This window comes from Mycobacterium neumannii, assembly GCF_002245615.1.
GTDB classification, from domain to species: domain Bacteria; phylum Actinomycetota; class Actinomycetes; order Mycobacteriales; family Mycobacteriaceae; genus Mycobacterium; species Mycobacterium neumannii_A.
In genome coordinates this window covers 79,301-105,034 of the sequence record NZ_NKCO01000016.1, presented here as the reverse complement: position 1 = coordinate 105,034, position 25,734 = coordinate 79,301, and the positions used below count along the sequence as shown (strand labels likewise).

At 67.3% G+C, this 25,734-nt stretch carries 24 protein-coding genes, 1 pseudogene and 2 riboswitches; of the genes and pseudogenes, 15 read left to right on the top strand and 10 right to left on the bottom strand.

Features of this window, described 5'->3' with window-relative positions:
- Nucleotides 1-12 precede the first annotated feature (12 nt).
- The 3 genes and pseudogenes from sdhA to CEX88_RS18210 form a co-directional block, all read left to right on the top strand.
- Nucleotides 13-1,767: a succinate dehydrogenase flavoprotein subunit gene (gene sdhA, locus CEX88_RS18220; protein WP_068193834.1), complete on the top strand. Its 1,755-nt coding sequence runs from the start codon at nucleotides 13-15 to the stop codon at nucleotides 1,765-1,767.
- Between the two features lie 2 nt (nucleotides 1,768-1,769).
- Nucleotides 1,770-2,570, top strand: a complete 801-nt coding sequence (locus CEX88_RS18215; protein ID WP_064425250.1) for a succinate dehydrogenase iron-sulfur subunit — start codon at nucleotides 1,770-1,772, stop codon at nucleotides 2,568-2,570.
- 11 nt (nucleotides 2,571-2,581) lie between these two features.
- Nucleotides 2,582-3,226 (top strand): annotated as a pseudogene (locus CEX88_RS18210) (carboxymuconolactone decarboxylase family protein); the annotation flags it as partial.
- Here CEX88_RS18210 and CEX88_RS18205 read toward each other — a convergent pair.
- Nucleotides 3,195-4,103 (bottom strand): sigma-70 family RNA polymerase sigma factor, encoded by a 909-nt coding sequence (locus CEX88_RS18205; RefSeq protein ID WP_094294542.1) that lies wholly within the window; start codon nucleotides 4,101-4,103, stop codon nucleotides 3,195-3,197. The pseudogene CEX88_RS18210 and the gene CEX88_RS18205 overlap by 32 nt on opposite strands.
- A gap of 110 nt (nucleotides 4,104-4,213) precedes the next feature.
- On the opposite strand from CEX88_RS18205, the gene CEX88_RS18200 reads away from it, so the two are divergent.
- Together CEX88_RS18200 and CEX88_RS18195 are read left to right on the top strand one after the other, a co-directional pair.
- Nucleotides 4,214-4,735 (top strand): hypothetical protein, encoded by a 522-nt coding sequence (locus CEX88_RS18200; protein WP_094294541.1) that lies wholly within the window; start codon nucleotides 4,214-4,216, stop codon nucleotides 4,733-4,735.
- Nucleotides 4,732-5,835, top strand: coding sequence for a PrsW family intramembrane metalloprotease (locus tag CEX88_RS18195; RefSeq protein ID WP_094294540.1), 1,104 nt, complete (start codon nucleotides 4,732-4,734; stop codon nucleotides 5,833-5,835). The genes CEX88_RS18200 and CEX88_RS18195 overlap by 4 nt, the downstream gene beginning before the upstream one ends.
- Here CEX88_RS18195 and CEX88_RS18190 read toward each other — a convergent pair.
- A complete protein-coding gene (locus tag CEX88_RS18190) occupies nucleotides 5,832-7,328 on the bottom strand; it encodes a gamma-aminobutyraldehyde dehydrogenase (RefSeq protein ID WP_094294565.1) in 1,497 nt (498 codons plus the stop codon). The genes CEX88_RS18195 and CEX88_RS18190 overlap by 4 nt on opposite strands.
- Nucleotides 7,329-7,462: 134 nt before the next feature.
- Here CEX88_RS18190 and CEX88_RS18185 point away from each other — a divergent pair, with 134 nt between their 5' ends.
- The 4 genes from CEX88_RS18185 to CEX88_RS18170 all read left to right on the top strand — a co-directional run bounded on the left by CEX88_RS18185 (nucleotide 7,463) and on the right by CEX88_RS18170 (nucleotide 11,778).
- Nucleotides 7,463-7,984 carry an Lrp/AsnC family transcriptional regulator gene (locus tag CEX88_RS18185; protein WP_064394236.1) on the top strand — a complete coding sequence of 174 codons (522 nt, stop codon included), beginning with the start codon at nucleotides 7,463-7,465 and terminating at the stop codon, nucleotides 7,982-7,984.
- A complete protein-coding gene (locus CEX88_RS18180; RefSeq protein ID WP_094294539.1) occupies nucleotides 7,981-9,366 on the top strand; it encodes an aspartate aminotransferase family protein in 1,386 nt (461 codons plus the stop codon). The genes CEX88_RS18185 and CEX88_RS18180 overlap by 4 nt, the downstream gene beginning before the upstream one ends.
- Before the next feature lie 78 nt (nucleotides 9,367-9,444).
- A complete protein-coding gene (locus CEX88_RS18175) occupies nucleotides 9,445-10,464 on the top strand; it encodes an SMP-30/gluconolactonase/LRE family protein (protein WP_094294538.1) in 1,020 nt (339 codons plus the stop codon).
- Between the two features lie 90 nt (nucleotides 10,465-10,554).
- Nucleotides 10,555-11,778, top strand: a complete 1,224-nt coding sequence (locus CEX88_RS18170) for a D-alanyl-D-alanine carboxypeptidase family protein (protein ID WP_094294537.1) — start codon at nucleotides 10,555-10,557, stop codon at nucleotides 11,776-11,778.
- Here CEX88_RS18170 and CEX88_RS18165 read toward each other — a convergent pair.
- Nucleotides 11,775-12,695 (bottom strand): NAD(P)H-dependent flavin oxidoreductase, encoded by a 921-nt coding sequence (locus tag CEX88_RS18165; RefSeq protein ID WP_202931558.1) that lies wholly within the window; start codon nucleotides 12,693-12,695, stop codon nucleotides 11,775-11,777. The genes CEX88_RS18170 and CEX88_RS18165 overlap by 4 nt on opposite strands.
- 59 nt (nucleotides 12,696-12,754) lie before the next feature.
- Nucleotides 12,755-12,818, top strand: a riboswitch (guanidine-III (ykkC-III) riboswitch).
- Between the two features lie 14 nt (nucleotides 12,819-12,832).
- Between CEX88_RS18165 and CEX88_RS18160 the strand changes: the two genes are divergently transcribed.
- Nucleotides 12,833-13,156, top strand: coding sequence for a DMT family transporter (locus tag CEX88_RS18160; protein WP_094294535.1), 324 nt, complete (start codon nucleotides 12,833-12,835; stop codon nucleotides 13,154-13,156).
- On the opposite strand, the gene yhjD is transcribed toward CEX88_RS18160, so the two are convergent.
- From yhjD to CEX88_RS18145, 3 genes are read right to left on the bottom strand one after another with little or no spacing between them, the layout of a single operon-like run.
- A complete protein-coding gene (gene yhjD / locus CEX88_RS18155) occupies nucleotides 13,150-14,187 on the bottom strand; it encodes an inner membrane protein YhjD (RefSeq protein WP_420799229.1) in 1,038 nt (345 codons plus the stop codon). The two genes, CEX88_RS18160 and yhjD, sit on opposite strands and share 7 nt — an antisense overlap.
- A 15-nt stretch (nucleotides 14,188-14,202) precedes the next feature.
- The gene (gene trpS, locus CEX88_RS18150; protein ID WP_094294533.1) at nucleotides 14,203-15,219 is read right to left on the bottom strand and encodes a tryptophan--tRNA ligase; all 1,017 of its coding nucleotides are present in this window, start codon (nucleotides 15,217-15,219) and stop codon (nucleotides 14,203-14,205) included.
- Entirely contained in the window at nucleotides 15,216-16,031 is an 816-nt protein-coding gene (locus CEX88_RS18145) for an exodeoxyribonuclease III (RefSeq protein ID WP_094294564.1), read from the bottom strand. Before CEX88_RS18145 ends, trpS begins: the two co-directional genes overlap by 4 nt.
- Nucleotides 16,032-16,100: 69 nt before the next feature.
- Between CEX88_RS18145 and CEX88_RS18140 the strand changes: the two genes are divergently transcribed.
- On the top strand, nucleotides 16,101-16,934 hold the full coding sequence (locus CEX88_RS18140; RefSeq protein WP_094294532.1) for an alpha/beta fold hydrolase: 834 nt from the start codon (nucleotides 16,101-16,103) through the stop codon (nucleotides 16,932-16,934).
- Here CEX88_RS18140 and CEX88_RS18135 read toward each other — a convergent pair.
- Nucleotides 16,931-19,186 carry an NADP-dependent isocitrate dehydrogenase gene (locus tag CEX88_RS18135; protein WP_094294531.1) on the bottom strand — a complete coding sequence of 752 codons (2,256 nt, stop codon included), beginning with the start codon at nucleotides 19,184-19,186 and terminating at the stop codon, nucleotides 16,931-16,933. The two genes, CEX88_RS18140 and CEX88_RS18135, sit on opposite strands and share 4 nt — an antisense overlap.
- A gap of 187 nt (nucleotides 19,187-19,373) precedes the next feature.
- Nucleotides 19,374-19,496, top strand: a riboswitch (SAM riboswitch).
- A gap of 102 nt (nucleotides 19,497-19,598) precedes the next feature.
- Here CEX88_RS18135 and CEX88_RS18130 point away from each other — a divergent pair.
- From CEX88_RS18130 to CEX88_RS18120, 3 genes are read left to right on the top strand one after another with little or no spacing between them, the layout of a single operon-like run.
- Nucleotides 19,599-20,948: a bifunctional o-acetylhomoserine/o-acetylserine sulfhydrylase gene (locus CEX88_RS18130; RefSeq protein WP_094294530.1), complete on the top strand. Its 1,350-nt coding sequence runs from the start codon at nucleotides 19,599-19,601 to the stop codon at nucleotides 20,946-20,948.
- Nucleotides 20,948-22,069 (top strand): homoserine O-acetyltransferase MetX, encoded by a 1,122-nt coding sequence (gene metX, locus CEX88_RS18125; protein WP_066849209.1) that lies wholly within the window; start codon nucleotides 20,948-20,950, stop codon nucleotides 22,067-22,069. The genes CEX88_RS18130 and metX overlap by 1 nt, the downstream gene beginning before the upstream one ends.
- Nucleotides 22,066-22,797: a class I SAM-dependent methyltransferase gene (locus CEX88_RS18120; protein WP_197696859.1), complete on the top strand. Its 732-nt coding sequence runs from the start codon at nucleotides 22,066-22,068 to the stop codon at nucleotides 22,795-22,797. Before metX ends, CEX88_RS18120 begins: the two co-directional genes overlap by 4 nt.
- Nucleotides 22,798-22,875: 78 nt before the next feature.
- On the opposite strand, the gene CEX88_RS18115 is transcribed toward CEX88_RS18120, so the two are convergent.
- Nucleotides 22,876-23,169 carry a DUF3017 domain-containing protein gene (locus tag CEX88_RS18115; RefSeq protein ID WP_064394249.1) on the bottom strand — a complete coding sequence of 98 codons (294 nt, stop codon included), beginning with the start codon at nucleotides 23,167-23,169 and terminating at the stop codon, nucleotides 22,876-22,878.
- Nucleotides 23,166-24,023 (bottom strand): bifunctional methylenetetrahydrofolate dehydrogenase/methenyltetrahydrofolate cyclohydrolase, encoded by an 858-nt coding sequence (locus tag CEX88_RS18110; protein WP_094294529.1) that lies wholly within the window; start codon nucleotides 24,021-24,023, stop codon nucleotides 23,166-23,168. Before CEX88_RS18110 ends, CEX88_RS18115 begins: the two co-directional genes overlap by 4 nt.
- 28 nt (nucleotides 24,024-24,051) lie before the next feature.
- Between CEX88_RS18110 and CEX88_RS18105 the strand changes: the two genes are divergently transcribed.
- On the top strand, nucleotides 24,052-25,275 hold the full coding sequence (locus tag CEX88_RS18105) for an NADH:flavin oxidoreductase (protein ID WP_066849219.1): 1,224 nt from the start codon (nucleotides 24,052-24,054) through the stop codon (nucleotides 25,273-25,275).
- Here CEX88_RS18105 and CEX88_RS18100 read toward each other — a convergent pair.
- Nucleotides 25,242-25,658, bottom strand: coding sequence for a hypothetical protein (locus tag CEX88_RS18100; protein WP_126315890.1), 417 nt, complete (start codon nucleotides 25,656-25,658; stop codon nucleotides 25,242-25,244). The genes CEX88_RS18105 and CEX88_RS18100 overlap by 34 nt on opposite strands.
- Nucleotides 25,659-25,734: the final 76 nt, after the last annotated feature.

The window sequence follows — 25,734 nt, the reverse complement described above, 5'->3', positions numbered from 1 at the left end:
GGTGAGCTTCACATGATTCAGGAACATCGCTACGACGTCGTCATCGTCGGTGCGGGCGGGGCCGGTATGCGCGCAGCGGTGGAGGCGGGTCCGCGAGCCCGCACCGCGGTGCTGACCAAGCTGTACCCGACGCGCAGCCACACCGGCGCGGCCCAGGGCGGGATGTGCGCGGCGCTGGCCAACGTCGAAGAGGACAACTGGGAGTGGCACACTTTCGACACCGTCAAGGGCGGCGACTATCTCGCCGATCAGGACGCCGTCGAGATCATGTGCAAGGAAGCCATCGACGCGGTGCTGGACCTCGAGAAGATGGGGATGCCGTTTAACCGCACCCCCGAGGGCCGCATCGACCAGCGCCGCTTCGGCGGGCACACCCGCGATCACGGCAAGGCTCCGGTGCGCCGGGCCTGTTATGCCGCCGACCGCACCGGCCACATGATCCTGCAGACGCTGTATCAAAACTGCGTCAAGCACGACGTCGAGTTCTTCAACGAGTTCTACGCGCTGGACATCTCGATCACCGAGACGCAGTCAGGCCCCGTGGCCACCGGCGTCATCGCCTATGAGCTGGCCACCGGCGACATCCATGTCTTCCACGCCAAGGCCATCGTGTTCGCCACGGGCGGGTCGGGGCGGATGTACAAGACGACCTCCAATGCGCACACGTTGACCGGGGACGGCCTCGGCATCATCTTCCGCAAGGGACTTCCCTTGGAGGACATGGAGTTTCACCAGTTCCATCCGACCGGCCTGGCCGGCCTCGGCATCCTGATCTCCGAGGCGGTGCGCGGTGAGGGCGGCCGGTTGCTCAACGGTGACGGCGAGCGCTTCATGGAGCGCTACGCGCCGACGATCGTCGACCTGGCACCGCGCGACATCGTCGCCAGGTCGATGGTGCTCGAGGTGCTTGAGGGCCGCGGCGCGGGGCCGAACAAGGACTACGTCTACATCGACGTACGCCACCTCGGCGAGGACGTGCTCGAAGCCAAGCTGCCCGACATCACCGAGTTCGCCCGCACGTACCTGGGCGTCGACCCGGTCAAGGAGCTGGTACCGGTCTACCCGACGTGCCACTACGTGATGGGCGGCATCCCGACCAACGTCAACGGCCAGGTGCTGCGCGACAACACGACGATCATCCCCGGCCTCTACGCCGCGGGTGAATGCGCGTGCGTGTCCGTCCACGGCGCCAACCGCCTGGGCACCAACTCGCTGCTGGACATCAACGTGTTCGGCCGTCGCGCCGGCATCGCCGCGGCCAATTACGCACTGGGACACGACCACGTCCCGCTTCCGCAGAATCCGGCGGGCATGGTGGTCGACTGGGTTGGCGACATCCTCTCCGAGCACGGCAACGAGCGCGTCGCCGACATCCGCGGCGCCCTGCAGCAGTCGATGGACAACAACGCCGCGGTGTTCCGCACCGAGGAGACGCTGAAGCAGGCGCTGACCGACATCCACGCACTCAAGGAGCGGTACTCGCGAATCACGGTGCACGACAAGGGCAAGCGCTACAACAGCGATCTGCTCGAGGCGATCGAGCTCGGCTTCCTGCTCGAGCTCGCCGAGGTCACCGTGGTCGGGGCGTTGAACCGCAAGGAGTCCCGTGGCGGGCATGCCCGCGAGGACTACCCCAACCGCGACGACACCAACTACATGCGCCACACCATGGCCTACAAGGAGGGCACCGACCTTCTGTCCGACATCCGGCTGGACTACAAGCCCGTGGTCCAGACCCGCTATGAGCCGATGGAACGGAAGTACTGACCATGACGATCGCGCCTGACGTGAAAGGCCCGGCCACCGCCGAACCCGAACTGCCACCCGTGCCCGAGGGTTCGGTGATGGTGACGCTGAAGATCGCGCGGTTCAATCCGGAAGAGCCCGACGCCTACGCCGATTCGGGAGGCTGGCAGAGTTTCCGGGTTCCGTGCCTGCCCACCGACCGGCTGCTCAACCTGCTGCACTACGTGAAGTGGTATCTGGACGGCACGTTGACGTTCCGGCGGTCGTGCGCGCACGGAGTGTGCGGTTCGGATGCGATGCGGATCAACGGGGTCAACCGGTTGGCGTGCAAGGTGCTGATGCGCGACATGCTGCCGAAGAATCCGAAGAAGCAGTTGACCATCACGATCGAGCCGATCCGCGGCCTGCCCGTGGAGAAGGACCTGATCGTGGACATGGAACCGTTCTTCGACGCCTACCGCGCGATCAAACCGTACCTGGTCACCAGCGGCAATCCCCCCACGCGCGAACGTATTCAGAGCCAGACCGACCGGGCCCGCTACGACGACACCACCAAGTGCATCCTGTGCGCGTGCTGCACGACGAGCTGCCCGATCTACTGGAGCGAGGGGTCCTACTTCGGCCCCGCCGCGATCGTCAACGCGCACCGCTTCATCTTCGACAGCCGCGATGAGGCCGCCGCCGAGCGGCTCGACATACTCAACGAGGTCGACGGGGTGTGGCGCTGCCGAACGACGTTCAACTGCACCGAGTCCTGCCCGCGCGGCATCCAGGTCACGCAGGCCATCCAGGAGGTCAAGCGCGCGTTGATGTTCGCGCGTTAGTAGTAGACCTGTCACACTTCGGCGGGCTGTCTCGTCTAACGGGTATGACCGAAAACGCACAGAAAACCCGCATCGAACCCCTGCCCCCGCAGCGTGCCTCGCTGCTGACCAAGCTCCTGTACCGCGTGGCCAAGCGCCGCTTCGGCGAGGTGCCCGAGCCCTTCGCCGTGGCCGCGCACCATCCGCGGCTCATGATCGCCAACGTCGTGCACGAAGGCATGCTGCAGTCCGGGTCGAAGAAGCTGCCCACCAGCGTCCGCGAGCTCGCGGTGTTCTGGGCCGCCCGGACGGTCGGATGCTCGTGGTGTGTCGACTTCGGCGCGATGCTGCAGCGCCTCGACGGCCTTGACGTCGACCGCCTCAAGCACATCGACGAATACGCGACGTCGCCGCTGTTCTCCGACGACGAGCGCGCCGCGATCGCCTACGCCGACGGGATGACCGGTGATCCGCACACCATCACCGACGAACAGGTGGACGACCTTCGCCGACGGTTCGGCGACGACGGTGTCATCGAGCTGACGTATCAGATCGGCGTGGAGAACATGCGCGCACGGATGTACTCGGCGCTGGGCATCACCGAGCAGGGCTTCGGCTCGGGCGACGCATGCCGTGTTCCGTGGGTTACCGACGAGCCTTCAGCGGCGAGCCGGTGAACTTTTCCGGGTTGGCGACATCCCATATCGCGCAGACCTTGCCGTCGCGCACGGTCATCGCGGTGACCCGCGGCATCATCTCCGCATAGCCGCCGTGGGCGGGTGCCCCGGGAGTCCAGCTGCCGAACTGACCGTTGATCAAAGCGGGCACACCCGTCTCGAGCCAGCCCGGTCCATAGCGGCGGGCCAGCCCGAACAGGAACCGGGCCACCTTCTCCGGGCCGTGGATGACGCGCGGCGCGGTCGGCGCGCGGCGGTTCGAGTCGCCGGTGAAGGTGACATCGGGATGTAGCAGTGCCACAACGGCTTCCATGTCACCCGCAGCGAGGGCTGCCATCAGCGCTCCGGCGATCTCGTTGTGGGTGTCGTCGGATACCGGCGGTGGCGCGTCGGCGACGGCACGCCGTGCCCGGGAAGCCAGCTGGCGCGCCGCCGCCGCACTGACACCGAGCACGTCGGCGACCTCCCCGAACGGCACCGAGAAGCCGTCGTGCAGCACGAACGCCACCCGCTGATCGGGGTTGAGCCGTTCGAGCACCACCATCGCCGCGAACCGGGCGTCTTCACCGGCGACCACCGCCGCCAACGGGTCGTCACCGTCCAGCGGGGTGACCACCGGCTCCGGAAGCCATTGGCCGACATAGGTTTCACGCCGATGCGCCGCCGAACGAAGCCGGTCCAGGCCCAATCGGCTGACCACCGTCGTGAGCCAGGCCCGCAGATCTTTGATCGACTCGTGGTGGGCGGCGCTCCAGCGCAACCAGGCGTCCTGGACGATGTCCTCGGCGTCGGCCATCGTGCCCGTGAGCCGGTAGGCGACGGACAGCAGGTGCGGCCGCAGCTCCTCGAACTCGTCGACCCGCGCGCTGGCGGTCATTCAGCCAGCCTAGTCCGCGCCAATACTTCCAGCGTGGCGCGCCCGCGGCGCCGCACTCCACTTGCTAGGTTCGGCCCTCGACATACCCGGACTTATGGAGGGGGACGCGGTTGATTCAGGTTCGGGCAGCGCTGCTGCTGGCGGCGGGACTGATTGCGGTACCGGGGATCCCGATGGCCGCGGCCGCCATGGTCGACGACGACGCATGGCAGCCGGGCTCCGAGACGGCGCAGGTGGCCAGCGAGGACGGCAACCAGGTCGTCGTGGTGGGCCCGTCCGGCTGGGACGCCCGCGAGTTCGGCAACGGGATCGGCTACCGCTCAGGGGACGAGCTCGTCATCGTGCAGGTCTTCGACCGGGGTGGCCGCGACGTGGGCGCTGTCGCACGCCGGCTCATGCGGGCCGACCGCGTCACCGGTGCCAGCGCCGCGATGACAGGCGAGACCATCACCACCGCCGACGGCACCCTGACCGGCGAGACGTGTGAACTCGTGGCCGGCGACCGGTTGGGCGACTGCGCATTTCTGGCCGACGACGAGGTGATCGTGTGGGTCCAGACCCTCGGAACCGCCGACCAGCCCGCGCCGCCGCTGGACCTCGTCGTGGCACCGATCAGAAGGGACCAACCGTGACCGGCGATTCCGTGCAAGTACCGCGTCCTGTGGTGTACCGCCCTGAATCCGAGGTGTTCTGGGTGTTCGTCGTGGCCCTGGTCGTCGGCACGCTCGCCCTGCTCGACGACTCCTGGTCCGTCATCCGCGCCACCGTCGACGCCCAACTCGACCTGGCGTGGCTGTGGCTGCTGTTCATCGTCTTCATGGTGTGGTTGATTTTCCGGTTCGACCCGTTCCGCAGCGGTCGGCGTTATCCGCAGGCACTTGTGGCCGGTTTCGCGCTGGGCGGCACCACGGCGGTGGCGATGGCGATGATCGGCAACGATGCGCTCGGCCAGCTGTGGAGTCTGGTGCTCCCACCGGAGACTGTGACCGCCTGGCAGGCCTCGCTCACCGCGCCGATCATCGAAGAGGCGTCCAAGGCGTTGTGCGCAGCGGTGGTGCTGGTGCTGTGTGGGTATGTGCTGCAGCGGATTTCGCACGCACTGATGCTCGGAATGTTCGTCGGCTTCGGTTTCGACCTGATGGAGGACCTGTCGTACGCCGCGAACAGCGCACTGCAGGACCTCGACTCGGATGTGGTCGGCGCGGGCGGCAATCTCCTCGTGCGGTTCTTCACCGCCGTGCCGGCGCACTGGACCTACACGGCGCTGACGTCGGTCGGCGTGCTGATGTTGCTCCCGACGTTCCGCGGCGGGTCGCACTGGTCGACCGGTCGGCGGCTGGCCACCGCTTGCGGACTGCTGCTGAGCGGCCCGCTGCTGCACTTCATCTGGAACGCACCGGGTCCGGTGGCGGCGATGCCGCTGAAGATACTCGGCGGCCTGGTGTTCTTCCTGATCGTCGCGGCACTATTACTGCGTGACGAGCGGCGCTGGGTGATCGCCCGCATCGCGGCGGGCCGCGCCAGCGGCGAGCTCTCCGGCATCCGCGACGACGTTCTGGACTCGCTGCCGACGCGTCGCCGGCGCCGTGCCCTGAAGAAGGCGGCGAAAAAGGGCGGTGGCCGCGCAGCCGCCAAGGCAGTCAAGGCCCAACAGCGTGCGGCGCTCGACCGGATACAAGGGTCTTGGACCGCCGAGTCGGCGTTCGCGGAGCCGGTGGTTCAGCGCGGTTAGCGCTTCGTGAACACCGTGCGGTGCCAGTCCTTTTCGGCCACCCCGGTGATGTCGCTCATCACGTGCTTGACCGTGAGGTACTCCTCGAGTGAGTAGTCGCTCATGTCCTTGCCGAACCCTGAAGCGCCCACACCGCCGTGCGGCATCTCGCTGATGATCGGGATGTGGTCGTTGATCCACACACAACCGGCCTTGATCTCCCGCGAGGCCCGCTGCGCGCGGTACACGTCACGCGTCCACGCCGATGCCGCCAGCCCGTAGTCGGTGTCGTTGGCCTGCCGCAGCGCGTCTTCGTCATCGGTGAACGAGCGCACCGTAAGCACCGGCCCGAAGATCTCGTCGCGATACACCTCCGAGCGCTCGTCGACGTCGGCGATCACGGTCGGTAGATAGAACGAACCCGGTCGGTCCGGGGCCCTCCCGCCGCAGACGATCCGCCCGCCCTGACCGGGGGCGCGCTCGACCATGCCTGCCACCTTGGCGCGGTGCGCCATCGAGATCAGCGGTCCGAGATCGGTGTCCGGGTCCTGCGGGTCGCCGACGACGACCTTGGAGAACAATTCGCCGACGCCCGCGACGAAATCCTCGTAGAGCTCGCGCGCGACGATCGCGCGGGTGGCCGCCGTGCAGTCCTGACCGGTGTTGATCAATGCACCGGCGGCCGCGCCCTGGATCGCCGCATCCAGGTCGGCGTCGTCGAACACCACGAACGGCGCCTTGCCACCGAGTTCGAGCTGCACGCGGTGCCCGTGCACCGCCGCCGCGGCCATCACCTTGCGCCCCACCGGCGTCGAACCGGTGAACGTCACCACGTCGACGTCGCGGTGCCCGGCCAGCGCGGTGCCGACGTCGGCGCCGAGCCCGGTGACCACGTTGAAGACGCCATCGGGCAGACCCGCCTCCTTGGCGAGGCGCGCCAGCGTCAACGTGGTCAACGGCGTCAGCTCACACGGTTTGATCACCACCGAACAGCCGGCGGCCAACGCGGGCAACACCTTCCACACCGCCATCTGCAGCGGATAGTTCCACGGCGTGATCGTCGCGACGACGCCGACGGCCTCACGGCGGATGCTCGACGTGTGGTCGCCGGAGTACTCGGCGCTCGCCTTGCCTTCCAGGTGACGGGCCGCGCCTGCAAAGAAGTCGATGTTGTCGACGCTTCCGGGCACATCGAATTCTGCGGCCAGCCGCACCGGCTTACCGGTCTGGCTGACCTCCTCGGCGACGAGCGCGTCGGTGCTCGCGCCCGCCAACTGCGCCAGCGTGAACAGCACCGCCGAGCGCTCCGCCGGCGTGGCCCCCGACCACTCGGCCAGCGCGCCCCGAGCAGATGCCACCGCGGTGTCCACGTCGGCGGGTGTGGCCACCGCATAATCGGCCACAGCCTCACCGGTTGCGGGGTTGACGACCCGGAAGGCAGCCCCTCCGGTGGCCACCGCGGCGCCGTCGATCCAGCTGCCCGCCACACTGGTGGAAACGGATGTCGCAGTCATGGCCATACGCTAACGGACCCGACCGCAACGAGCCACGCAATCCCCTACGCTTTCCCGCAGCCGAATGCGCTTTGAACGAGTGAATTCATGGCTGTGGTTGCCCCTGACGACGGATTCCGTGCACAATCACTGGCATGCCTACCCCGGGTGCTACGCACGGTCTCGGCCCCGTTTCGTTCCGACTCAACCAGTCCCGTCCCGGTGCTGCGTTCCAGCTCGACGATCTGAGCAAGCAGATCATCGAGAAGCTGCAGCAGGACGGACGACGCTCGTATGCGGGCATCGGCAAGTCGGTCGGGCTTTCGGAGGCCGCCGTCCGGCAGCGGGTGCAACGCATGGTCGACGCCGGCGTCATGCAGATCGTCGCCGTCACCGATCCGATGCAGCTGGGCTTCGCCCGCCAAGCGATGATCGGGATCCGCTGCACCGGCGACACCACCAAGATCGCCGAGAAGCTGGCCGCCATCGAATCCGTCGACTACGTGGTGCTCACCGCCGGATCCTTCGACGCCATCGTCGAGGTGGTCTGCGAGGACGACGACGACCTGCTCGACCTTCTCAACACCCAGATCCGTGCCCTGCCGGGAGTGATATCCACCGAAACTCTCGTGTACTTGAAACTTGTTAAGCAGCAATATAATTGGGGCACTAGATGACTACGACCGATATCGCGCAGGATGTTTCGGCCGAGCTCGGCGCGAAAGCCAACCGTCACCTGTGGGGTCACTTCGCCCGGCACGGCGCCGGTATCACCCCGCCGATCATCACACGCGGTGAGGGCGTCACGATCTGGGACAACAACGGCAAGAGCTACATCGACGGGCTGTCGGGGCTTTTCGTCGTACAGGTCGGTCACGGCCGCCAGGAACTGGCCGAGGCCGCTGCCAAACAGGCCGAGCAGCTGGCGTTCTTTCCGCTGTGGTCCTACGCCACGCCGACCGCGATCGAACTCGCCGAACGGGTCGCCAATTATGCGCCCGGCGACCTGAACCGGGTGTTCTTCACCACCGGCGGCGGGGAAGCCGTCGAGTCGGCGTGGAAACTGGCCAAGAACTACTTCAAGCTGACGGGCAAACCCGGTAAGCACAAGGTGGTTTCGCGGTCCATCGCCTACCACGGCACACCGCAGGGGGCGTTGGCGATCACCGGATTACCGGTGTTCAAGGCACCGTTCGAGCCGCTGACACCCGGTGGTTTCCGGGTGCCCAACACCAACTTCTACCGCGCCCCCGCGCCATACCAGGACGACGAGAAGGCGTTCGGGCAGTACTGCGCCGACCGCATCGCCGAAGCCATCGAATTCGAGGGGCCCGACACCGTCGCGGCCGTCTTCCTCGAACCGGTGCAGAACGCGGGCGGCTGCTTCCCGCCTCCGCCAGGCTATTTCGAGCGGGTCAGGGAGATCTGCGACGAGTACGACGTGCTGCTGGTGTCCGACGAGGTCATCTGCGCATACGGCCGGATCGGGTCGATGTTCGCCTGTGACGACTTCGGTTACGTGCCCGACATCATCACCTGCGCAAAGGGTTTGACGTCCGGCTACTCGCCGATCGGCGCGATGATCGCCAGCGACCGGCTGTTCGAGCCGTTCAACGACGGCAAGACCACGTTCGCACATGGCTACACGTTCGGCGGGCATCCGGTGTCGTCGGCGGTGGCGCTGGCCAACCTCGACATCTTCGAGCGCGAGGGCCTCAACGACCACGTCAAGGAGAACGCGCCGAGATTCCGGGCCACCCTCGAGCAGTTGTACGACCTGCCGATCGTCGGTGACGTTCGCGGCGAGGGCTACTTCTACGGCATCGAACTCGTGAAGGACAAGGCCACCAAGGAGACCTTCAACGACGAGGAGTCCGAGCGGCTGCTGCGCGGCTTCTTGACCCCGGCGCTGTTCGAGGCAGGCCTGTACTGCCGCGCCGACGACCGCGGCGATCCGGTCGTGCAGTTGGCCCCGCCACTGATCAGCGGTCAGAAGGAGTTCGACGCGATCTACCAGATCATGCGCGATGTGCTCGCCGAGGCCGGCCGCCGCATCTGAGTTTGCGCGAAATTGCATTCCAGCAGCGAAAGTACGAGTAACTGCCTGCTGGAATGCCATTTCGGCGAGACTGGCGGCGTGTCCACCAAGCCGAAGCCGAAGAAGCCGCCGATCGATCCCGTCCGCTGGCAGCCTCCGCCCGTCGATCCCCTTCCAGATCTGCCGTCGGCGGACCTGACCGTCGTCCCGCTCCCGGGCAACGCGCCCGAGGACGTGGTCGTCGACGCCGACGGCGCCATCTGGGCAGGCGTCGACGACGGCCGCATCGTGCGCATCACCCCCGGCGGTGGGGACCCGGTCGTCGTCGCCACCACCGAGGGCCGGCCGCTGGGCATGCACGTCGCCCACGACGGCCGCATCCTGGTTTGCACCAGTCCCGGCGGCCTGCTGTCGCTCGACCCGGCCAGCGACACGGTGGAGACATTCGTGGCCGAGGTCGATGACCGGCGATTGATGTTCTGCTCCAATGTCACCCAATCACCGGACGGCACAATCTATTTCACCGAGTCGACGAGCGCGTTCGACTACGCCCATTTCAAGGGTGCGGTGATGGAGGCGCGCCCGCGCGGCAGCCTGTTTCGGCGCGACGCCGACGGCACCGTGCTCACCGCGGTTGCCGGGCTGTATTTCGCCAACGGTGTGACCCCCACCGCCGACGGGTCGGCGTTGGTGTTCGCCGAGACGATGGGGCGCGGGTTGTCGAAGTTCTGGCTCACCGGTGAGCGCGCCGGGTCGGTGACGCCGCTTCGCGCAAATCTGCCCGGCCATCCCGACAACCTGTCCACCGGCGCCGACGGCCGCATCTGGTGCGCGATGGTCTCACCGCTCAACGCCGCTGCCGAATGGCTCGCGCCGCGCTGGCCGGCGTTGCGCAAGCTGTTGTGGAAGCTGCCCGACAAGCTGCAGCCGCAGATCAAGCCCGAGGTGTGGGCGGTGGCGTTCGATCCGGACACCGGTGACGTCGTCGCGGGTATCCGCTGCGAGCATCCGCGGTTCGGGATGGTGACCGGTCTGGTCGAGTCCGAGGGCCGGCTGTGGATGGGCAGCATCGGCTTCCCCGCGGTCGCGCACGTCGACCTGGCGGCGCTGTCCCTCTGACCGCCGTAAGTCACAAATGAAACTCAAGTAACACCAGTCACAGCGCGCCTACCCGCGATCGGCCCGTTCGCGGCTTAATGTGCGGTCACGATGGCGAAGTTTCGAATTCCGCTGCAACGCGCCGCCGTACTGGCCACGGCCTTGTTCGTGGCCGCGGGACCAGCCGTGGCAAGCGCGCAGCCGCCGGCTGCCCCCGAGGCGAGCGCATGCCCGTACCGCGAGGTGACACCACCCGCGGTCGACGCGTCCGAGGTCCCCAAACCCGGTCAGGCACCACCCGCACCGCTGCCGGTGCCCGCCACGCCGATGGGCGGCGAGAAGCTCTCCGGCTGCGGCGTCATCACCGCGCCGGGCACGCCACCACTACCGAACGACATCTCCGCCGAGGCATGGGTGGTCGCCGACCTCGACTCCGGCGACGTCATCGCGGCCAAGGATCCGCACGGCAGGCACCGGCCCGCCAGCATCGTCAAAGTGTTGACCGCCATGCAGGCGATCAAGGAACTGCCGCTCCACAAGGTCGTGCCCGGCACCGCCGAGGATGCCGCCCAGGAGGGCACCAAGGTTGGCGTCGGCGAGGGCGGCCACTACTCGATCAACGACCTGCTGCACGGGCTGCTGATGTATTCGGGCAACGACGCCGCGTTCGCACTGGCTCGCCAGATGGGCGGCTGGGACGCCGCGCTGCACAAGCTCAACGACCTGGCCCGCAAGCTGGGTGGCCTCGACACCCGGGTCGCCACGCCGTCCGGGCTCGACGGTCCCGGCATGAGCACCTCGGCCTACGACATGGCGCTGTTCTACCGGTACGCCTGGCGCAACCCGGTTTTCAGCGACATCGTGTTGACCCGCGCATTCGACTTCCCCGGCCGCGGCGATGTCGGCTACCCGATCGAGAACGACAACAAGCTGTTGCTCAACTACCCCGGCGCGATGGGCGGTAAGACCGGCTACACCGACGACGCCGGGCAGACGTTCGTCGGCGCCGCCGACCGCGACGGCCGTCGGCTCGTCGCGGTGCTCCTCAAGGGCACCCGCCAGCCGATCGCACCGTGGGAGCAAGCCGCGCATCTGCTCGACTACGGCTTCGCCACGGCGCCGGGCACCAGCGTCGGCACACTGATCGAGCCCGACCCGTCGTTGCTGGGAACCAACCCGGACGGCGACGACGCCAACCCCGCGGTCAACGCGGCCCCGATGATGTCGGACATCGACGCGATGCCGGTGCGGGTCGGTGTCGGGGTGGTCGGCAGCGTGATCGTGTTCTCGTTGATCATGGGCGCACGGTCGATGAATCGGCGACCGCAGCACTAGCACCAGCGGCGCAACAACAACTCCGCATCGGCGCAGAGCCGTTCGATCACCTCCGCCGCGGAGCACGACTCTGCGACCATGCCGACGCCCTGCCCGGCGTTGACGGGCGCCACCCGGTAGTCCTCGGCGGTCGCGGCGGCGGCGAGTTCGGCGCGGGCGTCGGCGTCGATGAGCCCCTCGCGACCGTCGAAGCGGTCGGCGAATTCGTTTCGGAGCACCCGCTCGGGAAGCGTTGCCGGCCAGGGGTACTCGAGCGCGATGTCGAAGACGCGGGTCGTCACCGTATCGTCGCCGGATGCGCGCAACAGCTGCCAGCGCGCACCATCGGACGTCGTCGCTTCGGTGCAGGTCGTGAACGCGGTCCCCAGCCAGGCGCCCGAGGCTCCGGCGGCCAGCACCGCGGCCAGGCCGCGGCCCGAGCCGATACCACCGGCGGCGAGTACGGGCACCGGCACCGCGTCGAGCACCTCGGCGAGCAGCGGCAAGGTCCCGATGCGCGCCTCGCCGTGCCCGCCGCCCTCAGCCCCGCGCGCGACGATCACGTCGACACCGGCGTCGACCGCCCGCCGCGCGCCGGTCACATCGGCCACTTGTGCGGCGACCGGTACGCCGGCGTCGTGAGCCTGCCCCACCCAGGACCAGTCGTCACCGAAGCTGACGGCCAGCAATGCCGGCTTCGCGGCGAGCGCGACCTCCAACAGTTCGGGCTCGGCCGCCGTCACCCAGTGCACGAGCCCGATCCCGAAGGGACGCTCGAGCCCCGACACGTGCGCGAGTTCGGCCGCCAACTTCGCGGCGGTGGCCGAACTTCCCATGCCGATCATGCCGAGGCAGCCCGCCCGCGACACCGCTGCGGCCAGGACGCCGCCCGCGGTGCCGCCCATCGGCGCGTTGACGATCGGCGCCTCGAGGCCCATCCGGCGGGACCAGGGCGTCGCAAGGGGCACGGGCGTGACGTTACCGCTTTGCTACGGTGGGCCTGTCAGCAGTTGACACCGGACGAGCGGCGCCGTACCCGGCCAGCGACAAGACGGCGTTTCGGAGGTGTTGCTTCATGCCCTGGGTCATCCTCATCGTTTCGGGTGCGTTCGAAGCCGTGTGGGCCGTCGCGCTGAGCAAGTCGGAAGGTTTCACCCGGCCGATCCCGATAACGGTTTTCGTTGTGGCACTGATCATCTCGATGGGCGGTCTGGGTATCGCATTGCGGGATCTGCCCGTCGGCACCGGTTATGCGGTGTGGGTGGGCGTGGGCGCCGCGCTCACCGTCATCTATGCGCTGGCCACCGGCGAGGAGAGCGCGTCACCGATCAAGGTGGCACTGCTGCTCGGCATCGTCGGTTGCGTGGTCGGCCTGCAGCTGGTCAGCCAGGGTCACTGACGCCGTCGCAGCCGCGAAATCCCCAACGCGCCAACGGCTCCCGCCGCAGCGGCGGTCAGCACACCACCGACGCCGACACCCTCGTGCACATGCACCCGGGGGGTGATCTGCACGAGCCCGGGCGGCGGGAGCGGTGCGGCCTCCATATTCTCGATCGACGTGGCCGCCCACGCCGTGGCGAAGAGGATGAGCCGAGCGGTGATGTAGGCGAACACCATCAGGCCGAGCACCGGGCCGAACGTCGCTCCTGCCGGGCCGGTCACCACCGAGCGCAGGTAGATCGACGCCACCTGTTTGAAGACCTCGAATGCCACCGCCGCGAGCACCCCGGCCCGCATCGCCGAACTGAAGCTGATCGACTCGCGGGGCAGCCGCGCGATGATCCAGGTGAACAGCAGCCAGCTGATCAACACCGAGACGGCCAGCGAGATCACCCGCAGCAGAATGCTCATGCCCGGAACATCGTCCAGCCCAACCCATTCGACGGCCTTGCGGGCCAAACCCGAGCTGCTCACCACGGTCAGCGCGATGGTGGCCGCGATCGCCAGGAACAAGCCGGCGATGGCCGTCAGGTCCGACAGCTTCGTGCGCACGAAACCGGGGGTGTCGTGTCGCATCAGGCCCCACATCTGGCTCAGCGCCTCGCGCAGGTTGGCCATCCAGCCGAGCCCGGCCCAGGCCGCGGTGGCCAGCCCGATGATGCCGACCGAGGTGCGGGACTCGATCGCGGAGTCCATCAGCTCGACGAGTTGTGTGGCGACGTCGCCGGACACCGACGCCCTGATCCGATCCTGGATCTCGGCGAGCAGTTCGGGCTGCCTGACCAGGATGAAACCGCCGACGGCGAAACCGACCATCAACAACGGGAACATCGCGAAGACCGTGAAGTAGGTGATGCCTGCGGCGTAGAAGTCGCCCTTGCTGTCCTTGTAGCGCTCCTGCGCCCGCATGACGTGGTCGAACCATTCGTGCCGCGCGCGCATCCGGTCGACGAACCCCTGCTTCTCTTCCGGCTCCCCCGGAGGTGTCACGCCAGCCTCCCCACGTCAGACCCCCGGCCGCAGAAACCCCAACCGGTCATATACCCGCCGCAGTGTCGTCGCAGACACGTCGCGGGCACGCTCGGCACCGGCCGCCAGAATCGATTCCAACTCGGCGGGATCGGCGAGCAGTTCGTCGACCCTGGCCTTGATCGGTGTCACGAACTCGACGACGGCTTCGGCGGTGTCGGCTTTGAGGTCGCCGTATCCGCGTCCCGCGTAACCGTCGACGAGTTTGTCGATGTCGGTGCCGGTGACCGCAGACTGGATGGTCAGCAGGTTCGAGACGCCGGGTTTGGCGTCGGGGTCGTAACGCACCTCGCGTGCGCTGTCGGTGACCGCGGAGCGGATCTTTTTGGCCGAGGCCTTCGGCTCATCGAGCAGGGCGATCAGGCCTGCCTCGGTTCCCGCGGATTTGCTCATCTTCGACGTCGGGTCCTGCAGGTCGTAGATCTTGGCCGTCGCCTTCGGGATCATCGGCTCGGGGATGACGAAGGTGTCCGGGAAGCGGGAGTTGACCCGTTGCGCCACATCGCGTGCCAGCTCCAGATGTTGGCGTTGGTCCTCCCCGACCGGCACGAGCTCGGTGTCGTACAACAGCACATCGGCGGCCATCAGCACCGGATAGGTGAACAACCCCACGGTGGTGGCCTCGCTGCCTTCCTTCTGTGACTTGTCCTTGAACTGCGTCATCCGCGACGCCTGCCCGAAACCGGTGAAACAGCCGAGCACCCAAGCCAATTCGGCGTGCGCCGGAACATGGCTCTGCACGAAGACCGTGGCCCGGCCCGGGTCGATGCCCAGCGCGAGGTACTGCGCGGCGGTGACCAGCGTGCGCCGCCTCAGCCGCTCGGGGTCTTGCGGGATCGTGATCGCGTGCAGGTCCACGACGCAGAAGAACGCGTCGTGGTCGTCCTGGAGGCCGACCCACTGCTGGATCGCTCCCAGCGCATTGCCGAGGTGCAGCGAGTCGGAGGTCGGTTGGACCCCGGAGAAGACGACGGGTTTCGGCGAACTGCTCATGATCGCCCGATCATTTCACGCGACCGGTATTCGACCGTCACCGGCGCGTGGTCCGACCAGCGCAGCGCATACGCCTCGGCGCGCTCCACCCGGGCAGCGACGGCCCGCTCCGCCAGCGCCTTGGTGGCCAACTGGTAGTCGATGCGCCAGCCGGCGTCGTTGTCGAAGGCGCGGCCCCGCCACGACCACCACGCGTACGGACCCGGCTGGTCGGGGTGCAATTCGCGAACCACGTCCACCCAACCCGAGGCGAGCAGCGCGGTGAGCCACTGTCGCTCACCCGGCAGGAACCCGGACTTCTTGAGGTTTCCCTTCCAGTTCTTGATGTCGTTGGTGGTGTGGGCGATGTTCCAGTCGCCGCATACGACGGCCTCGCGGTCGGTCAACGTCGCCATCCGAGCGGCGAGCTCGGCCATGAACCGTTCCTTTTCGAGCTGGCGGTCCGTCTCTGCCTCGCCGGTCTGGACGTAGACGCTCGCGACCGTCACCCCGGCGGTGTCGACCTCCAGATAGCGGCCGTGCGCGCCGAACTCGTCGGACTCGAGCAGCCGCGACGCCGAGATCGGGTGGCGCGACAGCGCGGCCACGCCGCTGCGACCCTTGATGTGCGGTTCGGCCGACGCCAGGCGCCAACCGTCGGCCAGGGCGGGCGCCAGTGCGGCGGTCAGCTGCTCATCGTTCGCGCGGGTTTCCTGCAGGCAGATCACGTCGGCGGGGGTCGACGCCAGCCACGGCAACAGGCCGCGGTTCTGCGGCGAGCGCTCTTTGACCGCAGCGCGGATGCCGTTGACGTTGATGGTGCTGACGATCAGCGAGGTCACAGCGGCAGACCATACCGACGCACTTGCGGTACCGCCGGTATCACCTTTACTGTCGGGCTGATGACCGAGCGCGCACCGATCCACGTCGGCTCAGGCGAGCCCATCGTGTTGCTACACCCGTTCATGATGTCGCAGAACGTCTGGAAGAAGGTCGCCCCGCTCATCGCCGACACCGGCCGCTACGAGGTGCTGGCCCCGACGATGCCCGGGCACAACGGCGGGGTGAAAGGGCACCGGTTCCTGGACACCGCCGAGCTGGCCGATGACGTCGAACGCAGGATGGATGCGCTGGGCTGGGACACCGCCCACATCGTCGGCAACTCGCTCGGCGGGTGGGTGGCCTTCGAATTGGAGCGCCGCGGACGGGCCCGCACGCTGACCGGGATCGCACCGGCAGGCGGTTGGAGCAAGTTCACGCCGGCGAAATTCGAGATCGTCGGCAAGTTTTTGGCCGGCTTCCCGGTGTGGGTGTTCACGCTGGCGTTCCGGCAACGCGTTCTGAAGCTGCCGTTCACGCGCTGGCTGGCGCACTTCCCCATCAGCGCCGCGCCGGACCGGTTGTCCGACGACGACCTCATCGACATCATCGACGACGTCACCCACTGCCCGGCCTACTACCAGCTGCTGGTGAAGTCGCTGCTGACCCCGGGCCTGATGGAACTGGCCGCAAGCGCGTGCCCCACCCACCTGGTGATCTGCGAGAAGGACCGGGTGCTGCCGCATCCGCGGTTCACCCGCCACTTCACCCAGCAGCTGCCGTCGAGCACGCAGGTCACGCATCTCGAGGACGTCGGCCACATCCCGATGTTCGAGGCGCCGCAGCAAGTCGCCGACCTGATCGTCGCCTTCATCGACGGGCACGCCGCCGAGCCGCGTGAGGCGCTGGGCGGCTAGAGCTTCGTCACCGGCTCGCTCGTCGCGCCCTCCAGCACCGAGTTCAGCGTCTTGCTGGGACGCATCACCGCAGTGGTCTTCTCCGGGTCCGGGTAGTAGTACCCGCCGATGTCGACCGAGTCGCCCTGCACCTCGACGAGTTCGTTGACGATCGCATCCTCGTTGTCGGCCAACGACTTTGCGAGATCCGCGAAGTGGTCGGCGAGCTCCTTGTCGTCGGTCTGCTCGGCCAGCTCCTGCGCCCAGTACATCGCGAGGTAGTACTGGCTGCCCCTGTTGTCGAGCTCACCGGTCTTGCGTGACGGGCTCTTGTTGTTGTCCAACAGTTTTCCGATGGCCGAGTCCAGCGTCTTACCCAGCAGAACGGCTCGCTTGTTCTCGGCCTTGCGCCCGATGTCCTCGAAACATGCTCCCAGAGCGAGGTATTCGCCGAGCGAATCCCAGCGCAGGTGGTTCTCCTCGACCAGCTGGTGGACGTGCTTGGGTGCGGAGCCACCGGCACCGGTCTCGTACATCCCGCCGCCGGCCATCAGCGGCACGATCGACAGCATCTTGGCGCTGGTGCCCAGCTCCAGGATCGGGAAGAGGTCAGTCAGGTAGTCGCGCAGGATGTTTCCGGTCACGGCGATGGTGTCCTGGCCGCGGATCAACCGTTCCAGGGTGTACCGCATGGCCCACACCTGCGGCATGATCTGGATGTGGAGGCCCTCGGTGTCGTGGTCCTTAAGGTACTCCTTGACCTTCTTGCGCAGCTCCACCTCGTGCGGACGCTCCGTGTCGAGCCAGAACAGCGCGGTCATGTCGGCGGCCCTGGCCCTCGTCACGGCCAGCTTCACCCAGTCGCGGATCGCGGCGTCCTTGACCACCGGCATGCGCCAGATATCGCCGGCCTCGACGTTCTGGGTCATCAGCACCTCGCCGGTGTCGACGTCGACGATGTTGGCGACGCCGTCCTCGGGGATCTCGAACGTCTTGTCGTGGCTGCCGTACTCCTCGGCCTTCTGCGCCATCAGCCCCACGTTGGGCACGGTGCCGATGGTCGTCGGATCGAACTGCCCGTGGGTCTTACAGAAGTTGACCATCTCCTGGTAGATCCGACTGAATGTGGACTCGGGGTTGACCGCCTTGGTGTCCTTGGTCCGCCCGTCGGCGCCGTACATCTTGCCGCCGAGCCGGATCATGGCGGGCATGGACGCGTCGACGATCACATCGCTCGGCGAATGGAAGTTCGTGATGCCGCGGGCCGAATCCACCATCGCCAGTTCCGGCCGGTGCTCGTGCACGGCGTGGATGTCCTGGACGATCTCCTCACGCTGCGAGGCGGGCAGCGCCTGGATCTTGTCGTAGAGGTCGGACATGCCGTTGTTGACGTTCACGCCGAGCTCGTCGAGCACCTTCTGGTGCTTGGCGAACGCGTCCTTGTAGAACACCTTCACCGCGTGGCCGAACACGATCGGGTGCGACACCTTCATCATCGTCGCCTTGACGTGCAGCGAGAACATCACGCCGGTCTTGTAGGCGTCCTCGATCTGTTCTTCGAAGAATTCGCAGAGCGCCTTTTTGCTCATGAACATGCTGTCGATGATGTCGCCGTCGTCGAGCGCCACCTCCGGCTTGAGCACGATCGTCTCGCCGCTCTTAGTTTCGAGCACCATCTTGACCCTGCGGTCCTTGTCCAGCGTCATCGACTTCTCGCCGTCGTAGAAGTCACCGGTCTTCATCGTCGCCACGTGTGTGCGCGAGGCCATCGACCACTCGCCCATGCTGTGCGGGTGCCGACGCGCGTACTCCTTGACCGCCTTGGGGGCGCGACGATCCGAGTTACCTTGCCGCAGAACCGGGTTGACCGCGCTGCCGAGGACCTTGGCGTAGCGTTCCTTGATCTCTTTTTCTTCGTCGTTCTTAGGCTCGCCGGGGTAGTCGGGAAGGTCGTAGCCCTTCGCCTTGAGTTCCTTGATCGCGGCCAACAGCTGCGGCACCGAGGCGCTGATGTTGGGCAGCTTGATGATGTTGGTGTCGGGACTCTCCGTGAGTTCGCCCAGCCGCGCCAGGTTGTCGGGCACCCGCTGCTCGTCGGTGAGGCGGTCGGAGAACTCCGCGAGAATGCGTGCGGCCACCGAGATGTCACTGGTCTCGACGTTGATGCCCGCCGGCTCGGTGAACGTGCGAATGATCGGCAGGAACGCGTAGGTCGCCAGCAGCGGCGCCTCGTCGGTCAGCGTGTAGATGATGGTCGGCTGCTCGGCAGTCATGTGGGGTTCTCCCGGCTCGCTAATCGGTTCAGGCCTCGGTCAGTCGACTACCAGTATTGCGCCGTACCCGGTGCTCTGTGTGAGCCAGGGGGTCCGCCGCGAAGGACTGTGATCCGTTACCGGCGGGTAGCCGGTCGTCGGCATCCCTTGCTGGCAGACGCAGGTGACGTGCGATAAGCTTCTCATCGGTCATGAGTGCCAGCGACAAGCCCCGGCTTGCTGGTCGGCAACCCTCCAACCGCGGTGGGGTGCCCCGGGTGATGACCAGGTTGAGTACCCGCTGACAAGCGGTTACCGGCAAGCGCGGGTCCGTTGTGACGGGCCCCCAGAGAAGACAGTGGAGGTCCGGCGTGCGCAGTTACCGCTGAGTGCGTGAAATGCCCCTTTTCGGCCCCTCACAACAGGAGAAGCTATGAGCACCGAACACGATGACCCGACCGCGCGGTGGGCGTTCGAAACCAAACAGATCCACGCCGGACAGACCCCCGACAGCGCAACGAACGCGCGGGCGCTGCCCATCTACCAGACCACGTCGTACACGTTCGACAGCACCGATCATGCCGCTGCACTGTTCGGCCTCGCCGAGCCGGGCAACATCTACACGCGGATCATGAACCCGACCCAGGACGCCGTCGAGCAGCGCATCGCCGCGCTCGAGGGCGGTGTCGCCGCACTGTTCCTGGCCTCCGGTCAGGCCGCATCGACGTTCGCGATTCTCAACCTCGCCGACACGGGTGACCACATCGTGTCCAGCCCACGGCTGTACGGCGGCACCTACAACCTGTTCCACTACTCGCTGCCGAAGCTGGGCATCGAGGTCAGCTTCGTCGAAGACGCCGACGACCTCGACTCCTGGCGCGCCGCGGTGCGGCCGAACACCAAGGCGTTCTTCGCCGAGACGATCTCCAATCCGAAGATCGACGTGCTCGACATCCCGGGCGTCTCGGGCGTCGCCCACGACGCCGGGGTACCGCTGATCGTCGACAACACGATTGCCACGCCGTATCTGATCCAACCGTTGACCCACGGCGCCGACATCGTCGTGCACTCGGCAACCAAGTACCTCGGCGGGCACGGGACGGCGATCGCCGGTGTCATTGTCGATGGGGGCACCTTTGACTGGACCAACGGCAAGTTCCCCGGCTTCACCGAGCCCGACCCCAGCTATCACGGCGTTGTGTTCGCCGAACTCGGCCCGCCCGCGTTCGCGCTGAAGGCGCGCGTTCAGCTGCTGCGCGACCTGGGTTCGGCGGCGTCGCCGTTCAACGCGTTCCTGGTTGCCCAGGGACTAGAGACGTTGAGCCTGCGCGTCGAGCGACATGTCGAGAATGCACGGAAGGTCGCCGATTATCTAGCGGGGCATGAGCATGTCATCTCGGTCAATTACGCCGGGTTGCCGTCGTCTCCCTGGTATGAGCTCGGAAAGAAGTTGGCGCCCAAGGGGACCGGCGCCGTGCTCGCGTTCGAGTTGGCGGGCGGGGTCGAGGCCGGAAAGGCCTTCGTCAACGCGCTGACCCTGCACAGCCATGTCGCCAACATCGGCGATGTGCGCTCGCTGGTGATCCATCCCGCTTCCACGACACATGCGCAGCTCTCACCCGAGGAGCAGTTGGCCAGCGGTGTCACGCCCGGGCTGGTGCGCCTGGCGGTTGGCATCGAGGGCATCGACGACATCCTGGCCGATCTGGAGCAGGGCTTCGCCGCCGCCAAGCCGTTCAGCTCTCCAAGACGCATTGATCCGAGCACCACGGCGGCGTTCTGATGACGATATCGGAGGTACCCACCTTGACCCTGCCGGTTGAAGGCGAGATCGAAGTGGTCGATATCGGCCCGCTGACGCTGGAGAACGGCGCGGTCATCGACGACGTGTCGATCGCCGTGCAGCGCTGGGGCGAGTTGTCGCCCGAGCGCGACAACGTCGTCGTCGTGCTGCACGCGCTGACCGGCGATTCGCACATCACCGGTCCGGCAGGACCCGACCACCCGACCCCCGGCTGGTGGGACGGCGTCGCGGGACCCGGCGGACCCATCGACACCGACCGCTGGTGCGCGGTGGCGACCAATGTGCTCGGCGGCTGCCGCGGCTCCACCGGCCCGAGCTCACCGCATCCCGACGGCAAGGCGTGGGGTTCGCGTTTCCCGGTCGTCTCCGTCCGCGACCAGGTGCGCGCCGACATCGCCGCGCTGGAGGCGTTCGGGATCACCGAGGTCGCCGCGGTCATGGGCGGCTCGTTGGGTGGCGCCCGCGCGCTCGAGTGGATGGTCGGCCATCCGGACAGGGTGCGCTCGGGGCTGGTGCTGGCCGTCGGCGCGCGTGCCACCGCAGACCAGATCGGCACGCAGAGCTCACAGGTCGCCGCGATCAAGGCCGACCCGAACTGGCAGAACGGCGACTACTACGGCACCGGCCTGTCCCCCGACCTCGGCATGGAGATCGCCCGCCGGTTCGCCCACCTGACCTATCGCGGCGAACTCGAGCTCGACACCCGGTTCGCCAACGATCCGCAGGACGACGAGGACCCCGGCGTCGGCGGCCGCTACGCCGTGCAGAGCTATCTGGAGCATCAGGGCCGAAAGCTGGTGTCGCGGTTCGACGCGGGCACGTATGTGGCCCTCACCGAGGCGCTGTCGAGCCATGACGTCGGACGGAACCGCGGTGGCGTCGAGGCCGCGCTGCGTGGCTGTGGTGTGCCTGCCGTGGTCGGCGGCATCACCTCCGACCGGCTCTACCCGCTTCGGCTGCAGGAGGAGCTGGCCGAATTGCTGCCCGGCTGCGCCGGACTCGATGTCGTCGAGTCGATCTACGGGCACGACGGCTTCCTGGTGGAGACCGACGCGGTCAACAAGCTGATCCGCCGAACGCTGGAGCTGGCATCTCGGTGAGCGGGCCGGAACAAAATCGCTCGCTGTCGTTCGGCGCGGAAGCCGCGGCCTACGAACGCGGTAGGCCGTCGTATCCGCCGGAGGCGATCGACTGGCTGCTGCCGTCGGCCGCCGCCAAGGTGCTCGACCTCGGGGCGGGCACGGGCAAGTTGACCACGCGCCTCGTCGAGCGCGGCCTCGACGTCGTCGCCGTCGATCCGATTCCCGAAATGCTTGACCTGCTGAGTCGTTCGCTTCCCGAGACGCCCGCGCTGCTCGGCACGGCCGAGGAGATCCCGCTGCCCGACGACAGCGTGGACGCCGTGCTGGTGGCCCAGGCCTGGCACTGGTTCGATCCCGAGATCGCGGTCAAGGAGGTCGCCCGCGTGCTGCGCCCCGGCGGTCGGCTGGGCCTGGTGTGGAACACCCGCGACGAGCGGCTCGGCTGGGTCAAAGACCTCGGCCGCATCATCGGTCACGAACACGATCCGTTCAGCAACACCGTGTCGCTGCCCGAACCGTTCACCGATGTCGAACGTCATCAGGTCGAGTGGACCAGTTATCTGACCCCGCAGGCGCTTATCGACCTGGTGGCGTCGCGCAGCTACTGCATCACCTCACCGGAGCAGGTGCGCACCAGGACCCTGGACCGTGTGCGCGAGCTGCTGTCGACCCACCCGGCGCTGGCCAACTCCACCGGGCTGGCGCTGCCGTACGTCACGGTGTGCATCCGGGCGACGCTGGCCTGACAGCCGCGCCGAGATCGACGTATTGGCGGAAATGGTCGAGGAAAACCCGCCAAAGCGTAAGTCTCGGCGACTGTGCCGTTAGCTGGTGCCCAGCGGGTCGATGGTCCAGGCGACATAGAGCATCGTCGCGCTGACGGTCGCGGTGGTGACGAAATCGACGCCTCGGCTTCGCACCGCCAGCAGCCCCGCCCGTTCGTCGCTCAACATCAGCCGCAGCGCTGCAGCCACACCGACCCCGATCGCCATCACCAGCGCGCCGCGTCGCCAGTAGCCCGCGACCACCAGGACGAACGCGGCGGCGAAGATCAGCCCGACCGACCAGAACGGCCACTGACTCGCGAAAACCTTGCGCGCGAACTCCTTTGGCGTCACGTCGCCGCCGGTGCCTCCGCGCGCTCGACCACGTTCGTCAGAAGGAACGCCCGCGTCAGCGGGCCGACGCCACCCGGATTGGGCGAGACGTGGCCGGCGACGTCCCAGACGTCGGGGTGGACGTCACCGACGAGCTTGCCGTTCTCGTCGCGGCTGACCCCGACGTCGACGACCGCCGCGCCGGGTCGCACCATTTCGGCGGTCACCATGTGCGGCATGCCCGCCGCGGCGATGATGATGTCGGCCTCTCGGGCCAGCTCCGGAAGATGGCGAGTCGCGGTGTGGCACAACGTCACCGTCGCGTTCTCCGAACGACGCGTCAGCAGCAGTCCGAGCGGGCGGCCGACCGTCACACCGCGGCCGATGACGACGACCTGCGCGCCGGCGATCTCCACCTCGTAGCGGCGCAGCAGGTGCACGATCCCGCGCGGGGTGCACGGCAGCGGGGCCGGTTCGTTGAGAACCAGCCTGCCGAGGTTCGTCGGATGCAGACCGTCTGCGTCCTTGCCCGGGTCGACGCGCTCCAGGGCGGCGTTCTCGTTGAGGTGCTTGGGCAGCGGCAACTGCACGATGTAACCGGTGCACTCGGGGTTGGCGTTGAGCTCGTCGATCGTCTCGTCGAGCGTGGCCTGGCTGATGTCGGCGGGCAGGTCGCGGCGGATCGAGTTGATGCCGACCTTCGCGCAGTCGGAGTGCTTACCGCGCACGTAGGCCTGCGAGCCGGGATCGTCGCCGACGAGCACCGTGCCCAGCCCCGGCGTACGTCCCGCCGCGGTCAGCGCCGCGACGCGTTCGGTGAGGTCGACGAAGATCTCGTCGCGCGTGGCCTTGCCGTCCAGTGTGATCGCACCCACGCGTCACAGTCTGGCATGCTCTGAGACCATGAACACTCGGCCCAATGTGTTCACCCCGGCCAAGCTCGGCCCGGTGACGCTGCGCAACCGGATCATCAAGGCGGCGACGTTCGAGGCGTCGACGCCGAACGCGCTCGTCACCGACGAACTGATCAACTTCCACCGGCTGCCCGCCGCAGGCGGAGTCGGGATGACGACGGTCGCCTACTGCGCGGTCGCTCCCGGCGGGCGCACCGACGGCTGGCAGATCTGGATGCGCCCTGAGGCGGTGCCAGGGCTGAAGCGGCTGACCGAAGCGGTCCATGCCGAGGGCGCGGCGATCAGCGCACAGATCGGCCATGCCGGCCCAGTGGCGAATGCGCGGACCAACAAGGCCAAGGCGCTGGCGCCGATCCGCTTCTTCAACCCGCTGTCGATGCGGTTCGCCAAGAAGGCCACGCGTGAGGACATCCGCGACGTCACCGAGGCCCACGCCAACGCCGCGCGCCTGGCGATCGAATCCGGTTTCGACGCGGTCGAGATCCATCTCGGCCACAACTACCTGGCCAGCTCGTTCCTCAGTCCGCTGCTCAACCGCCGCACCGACGAGTTCGGCGGCTCGCTTCAGAACCGCGCCAAAGTGGCCCGCGGCGTCGTCATGGCGGTGCGGCGCGCGGTGGAGAAGGAAGGTGCCCCGATCGCGGTGACCGCGAAGCTGACCATGACCGACGGTGTGCGTGGCGGCATTCCGATCGAGGAGTCGCTGCAGACCGCGAAATGGCTCGAGGAGGACGGCGGGCTGGACGCCATCGAGTTGACGGCGGGCAGTTCGCTGGTCAACCCGATGTACCTGTTCCACGGCGACGCGCCGATCAAGGAGTTCGCGAACGCGTTCAAGCCGCCGATCCGGTGGGGCATTCGGATGACCGGCAAGAAGTTCCTGCGCCAATACCCCTACCGCGACGCATTCCTGTTGCGCCACGCCCAGAAGTTCCGCGCCGAATTGAAGATGCCGCTGATCCTGTTGGGCGGCATCACCAACCGAGAGTCGATGGACCTCGCGATGGCCGAGGGCTTCGAATTCGTGGCGATGGGACGCGCGTTGCTGGCCGAACCGGACCTGATCAACCGCATCCAGGCCGACAGCTCGGTGCAGTCGATCTGCGATCACTGCAACAAGTGCATGCCGACGATCTACAGCCACACCCGCTGTGTGCTGACCGGGGCGCCGGACAACTATCAGCCGTCGACGGCGGGCCGCGGTTCGACGTAGGCCACCATCGGTTCGGTCACCAGCACCTGGTCTCCGGCGGTGACGACGAGTTCCTTGGGCGAGAACGTATAAGTGGCGCCCTCGTTCTCGACGGTGAAGACGCCGTCACTGTTTTCGACGGCAGGCGCGGTCAGCACCAGACCGTCACTCATCCGCACCCCGCGGTACTCGTAGCTGCTGCCCCGCTCGCAGATCGCGACGAGCGCAAACTGGGTGCGGCCCAAAGCCGCTGGCTGCCATGGCGCCTCGCAACGGGCTTTTGAGTCGACGAACCCACGGGCGTCGATCGCTATGGCGCCTTGCGCATCGACCGTCGGCGCCAGGAACGCCGCGACGACACAGAGCCCGCCAATGCCGAAGACCAGGAAAGGCGCCCGAGACACCATGACCTATGGTGACCACGTTTCGTCGCCATAAGCGCGCGACTCGCCGTACGACCGGCAAACTTCCGTGGTCGGA

Excerpts from the sequence above, each read along its gene's own strand:
- sdhA (WP_068193834.1), top strand. The coding sequence starts at position 13 with ATGATTCAGGAACATCGCTACGACGTCGTCATCGTCGGTGCGGGCGGG.
- CEX88_RS18215 (WP_064425250.1), top strand. The coding sequence starts at position 1,770 with ATGACGATCGCGCCTGACGTGAAAGGCCCGGCCACCGCCGAACCCGAA.
- CEX88_RS18205 (WP_094294542.1), bottom strand. The coding sequence starts at position 4,103 with ATGACCGCCAGCGCGCGGGTCGACGAGTTCGAGGAGCTGCGGCCGCAC.
- CEX88_RS18190 (WP_094294565.1), bottom strand. The coding sequence starts at position 7,328 with ATGACTGCGACATCCGTTTCCACCAGTGTGGCGGGCAGCTGGATCGAC.
- CEX88_RS18185 (WP_064394236.1), top strand. The coding sequence starts at position 7,463 with ATGCCTACCCCGGGTGCTACGCACGGTCTCGGCCCCGTTTCGTTCCGA.
- CEX88_RS18180 (WP_094294539.1), top strand. The coding sequence starts at position 7,981 with ATGACTACGACCGATATCGCGCAGGATGTTTCGGCCGAGCTCGGCGCG.
- CEX88_RS18170 (WP_094294537.1), top strand. The coding sequence starts at position 10,555 with ATGGCGAAGTTTCGAATTCCGCTGCAACGCGCCGCCGTACTGGCCACG.
- CEX88_RS18165 (WP_202931558.1), bottom strand. The coding sequence starts at position 12,695 with ATGGGCCTCGAGGCGCCGATCGTCAACGCGCCGATGGGCGGCACCGCG.
- CEX88_RS18160 (WP_094294535.1), top strand. The coding sequence starts at position 12,833 with ATGCCCTGGGTCATCCTCATCGTTTCGGGTGCGTTCGAAGCCGTGTGG.
- trpS (WP_094294533.1), bottom strand. The coding sequence starts at position 15,219 with ATGAGCAGTTCGCCGAAACCCGTCGTCTTCTCCGGGGTCCAACCGACC.
- CEX88_RS18140 (WP_094294532.1), top strand. The coding sequence starts at position 16,101 with ATGACCGAGCGCGCACCGATCCACGTCGGCTCAGGCGAGCCCATCGTG.
- CEX88_RS18135 (WP_094294531.1), bottom strand. The coding sequence starts at position 19,186 with ATGACTGCCGAGCAGCCGACCATCATCTACACGCTGACCGACGAGGCG.
- CEX88_RS18130 (WP_094294530.1), top strand. The coding sequence starts at position 19,599 with ATGAGCACCGAACACGATGACCCGACCGCGCGGTGGGCGTTCGAAACC.
- metX (WP_066849209.1), top strand. The coding sequence starts at position 20,948 with ATGACGATATCGGAGGTACCCACCTTGACCCTGCCGGTTGAAGGCGAG.
- CEX88_RS18105 (WP_066849219.1), top strand. The coding sequence starts at position 24,052 with ATGAACACTCGGCCCAATGTGTTCACCCCGGCCAAGCTCGGCCCGGTG.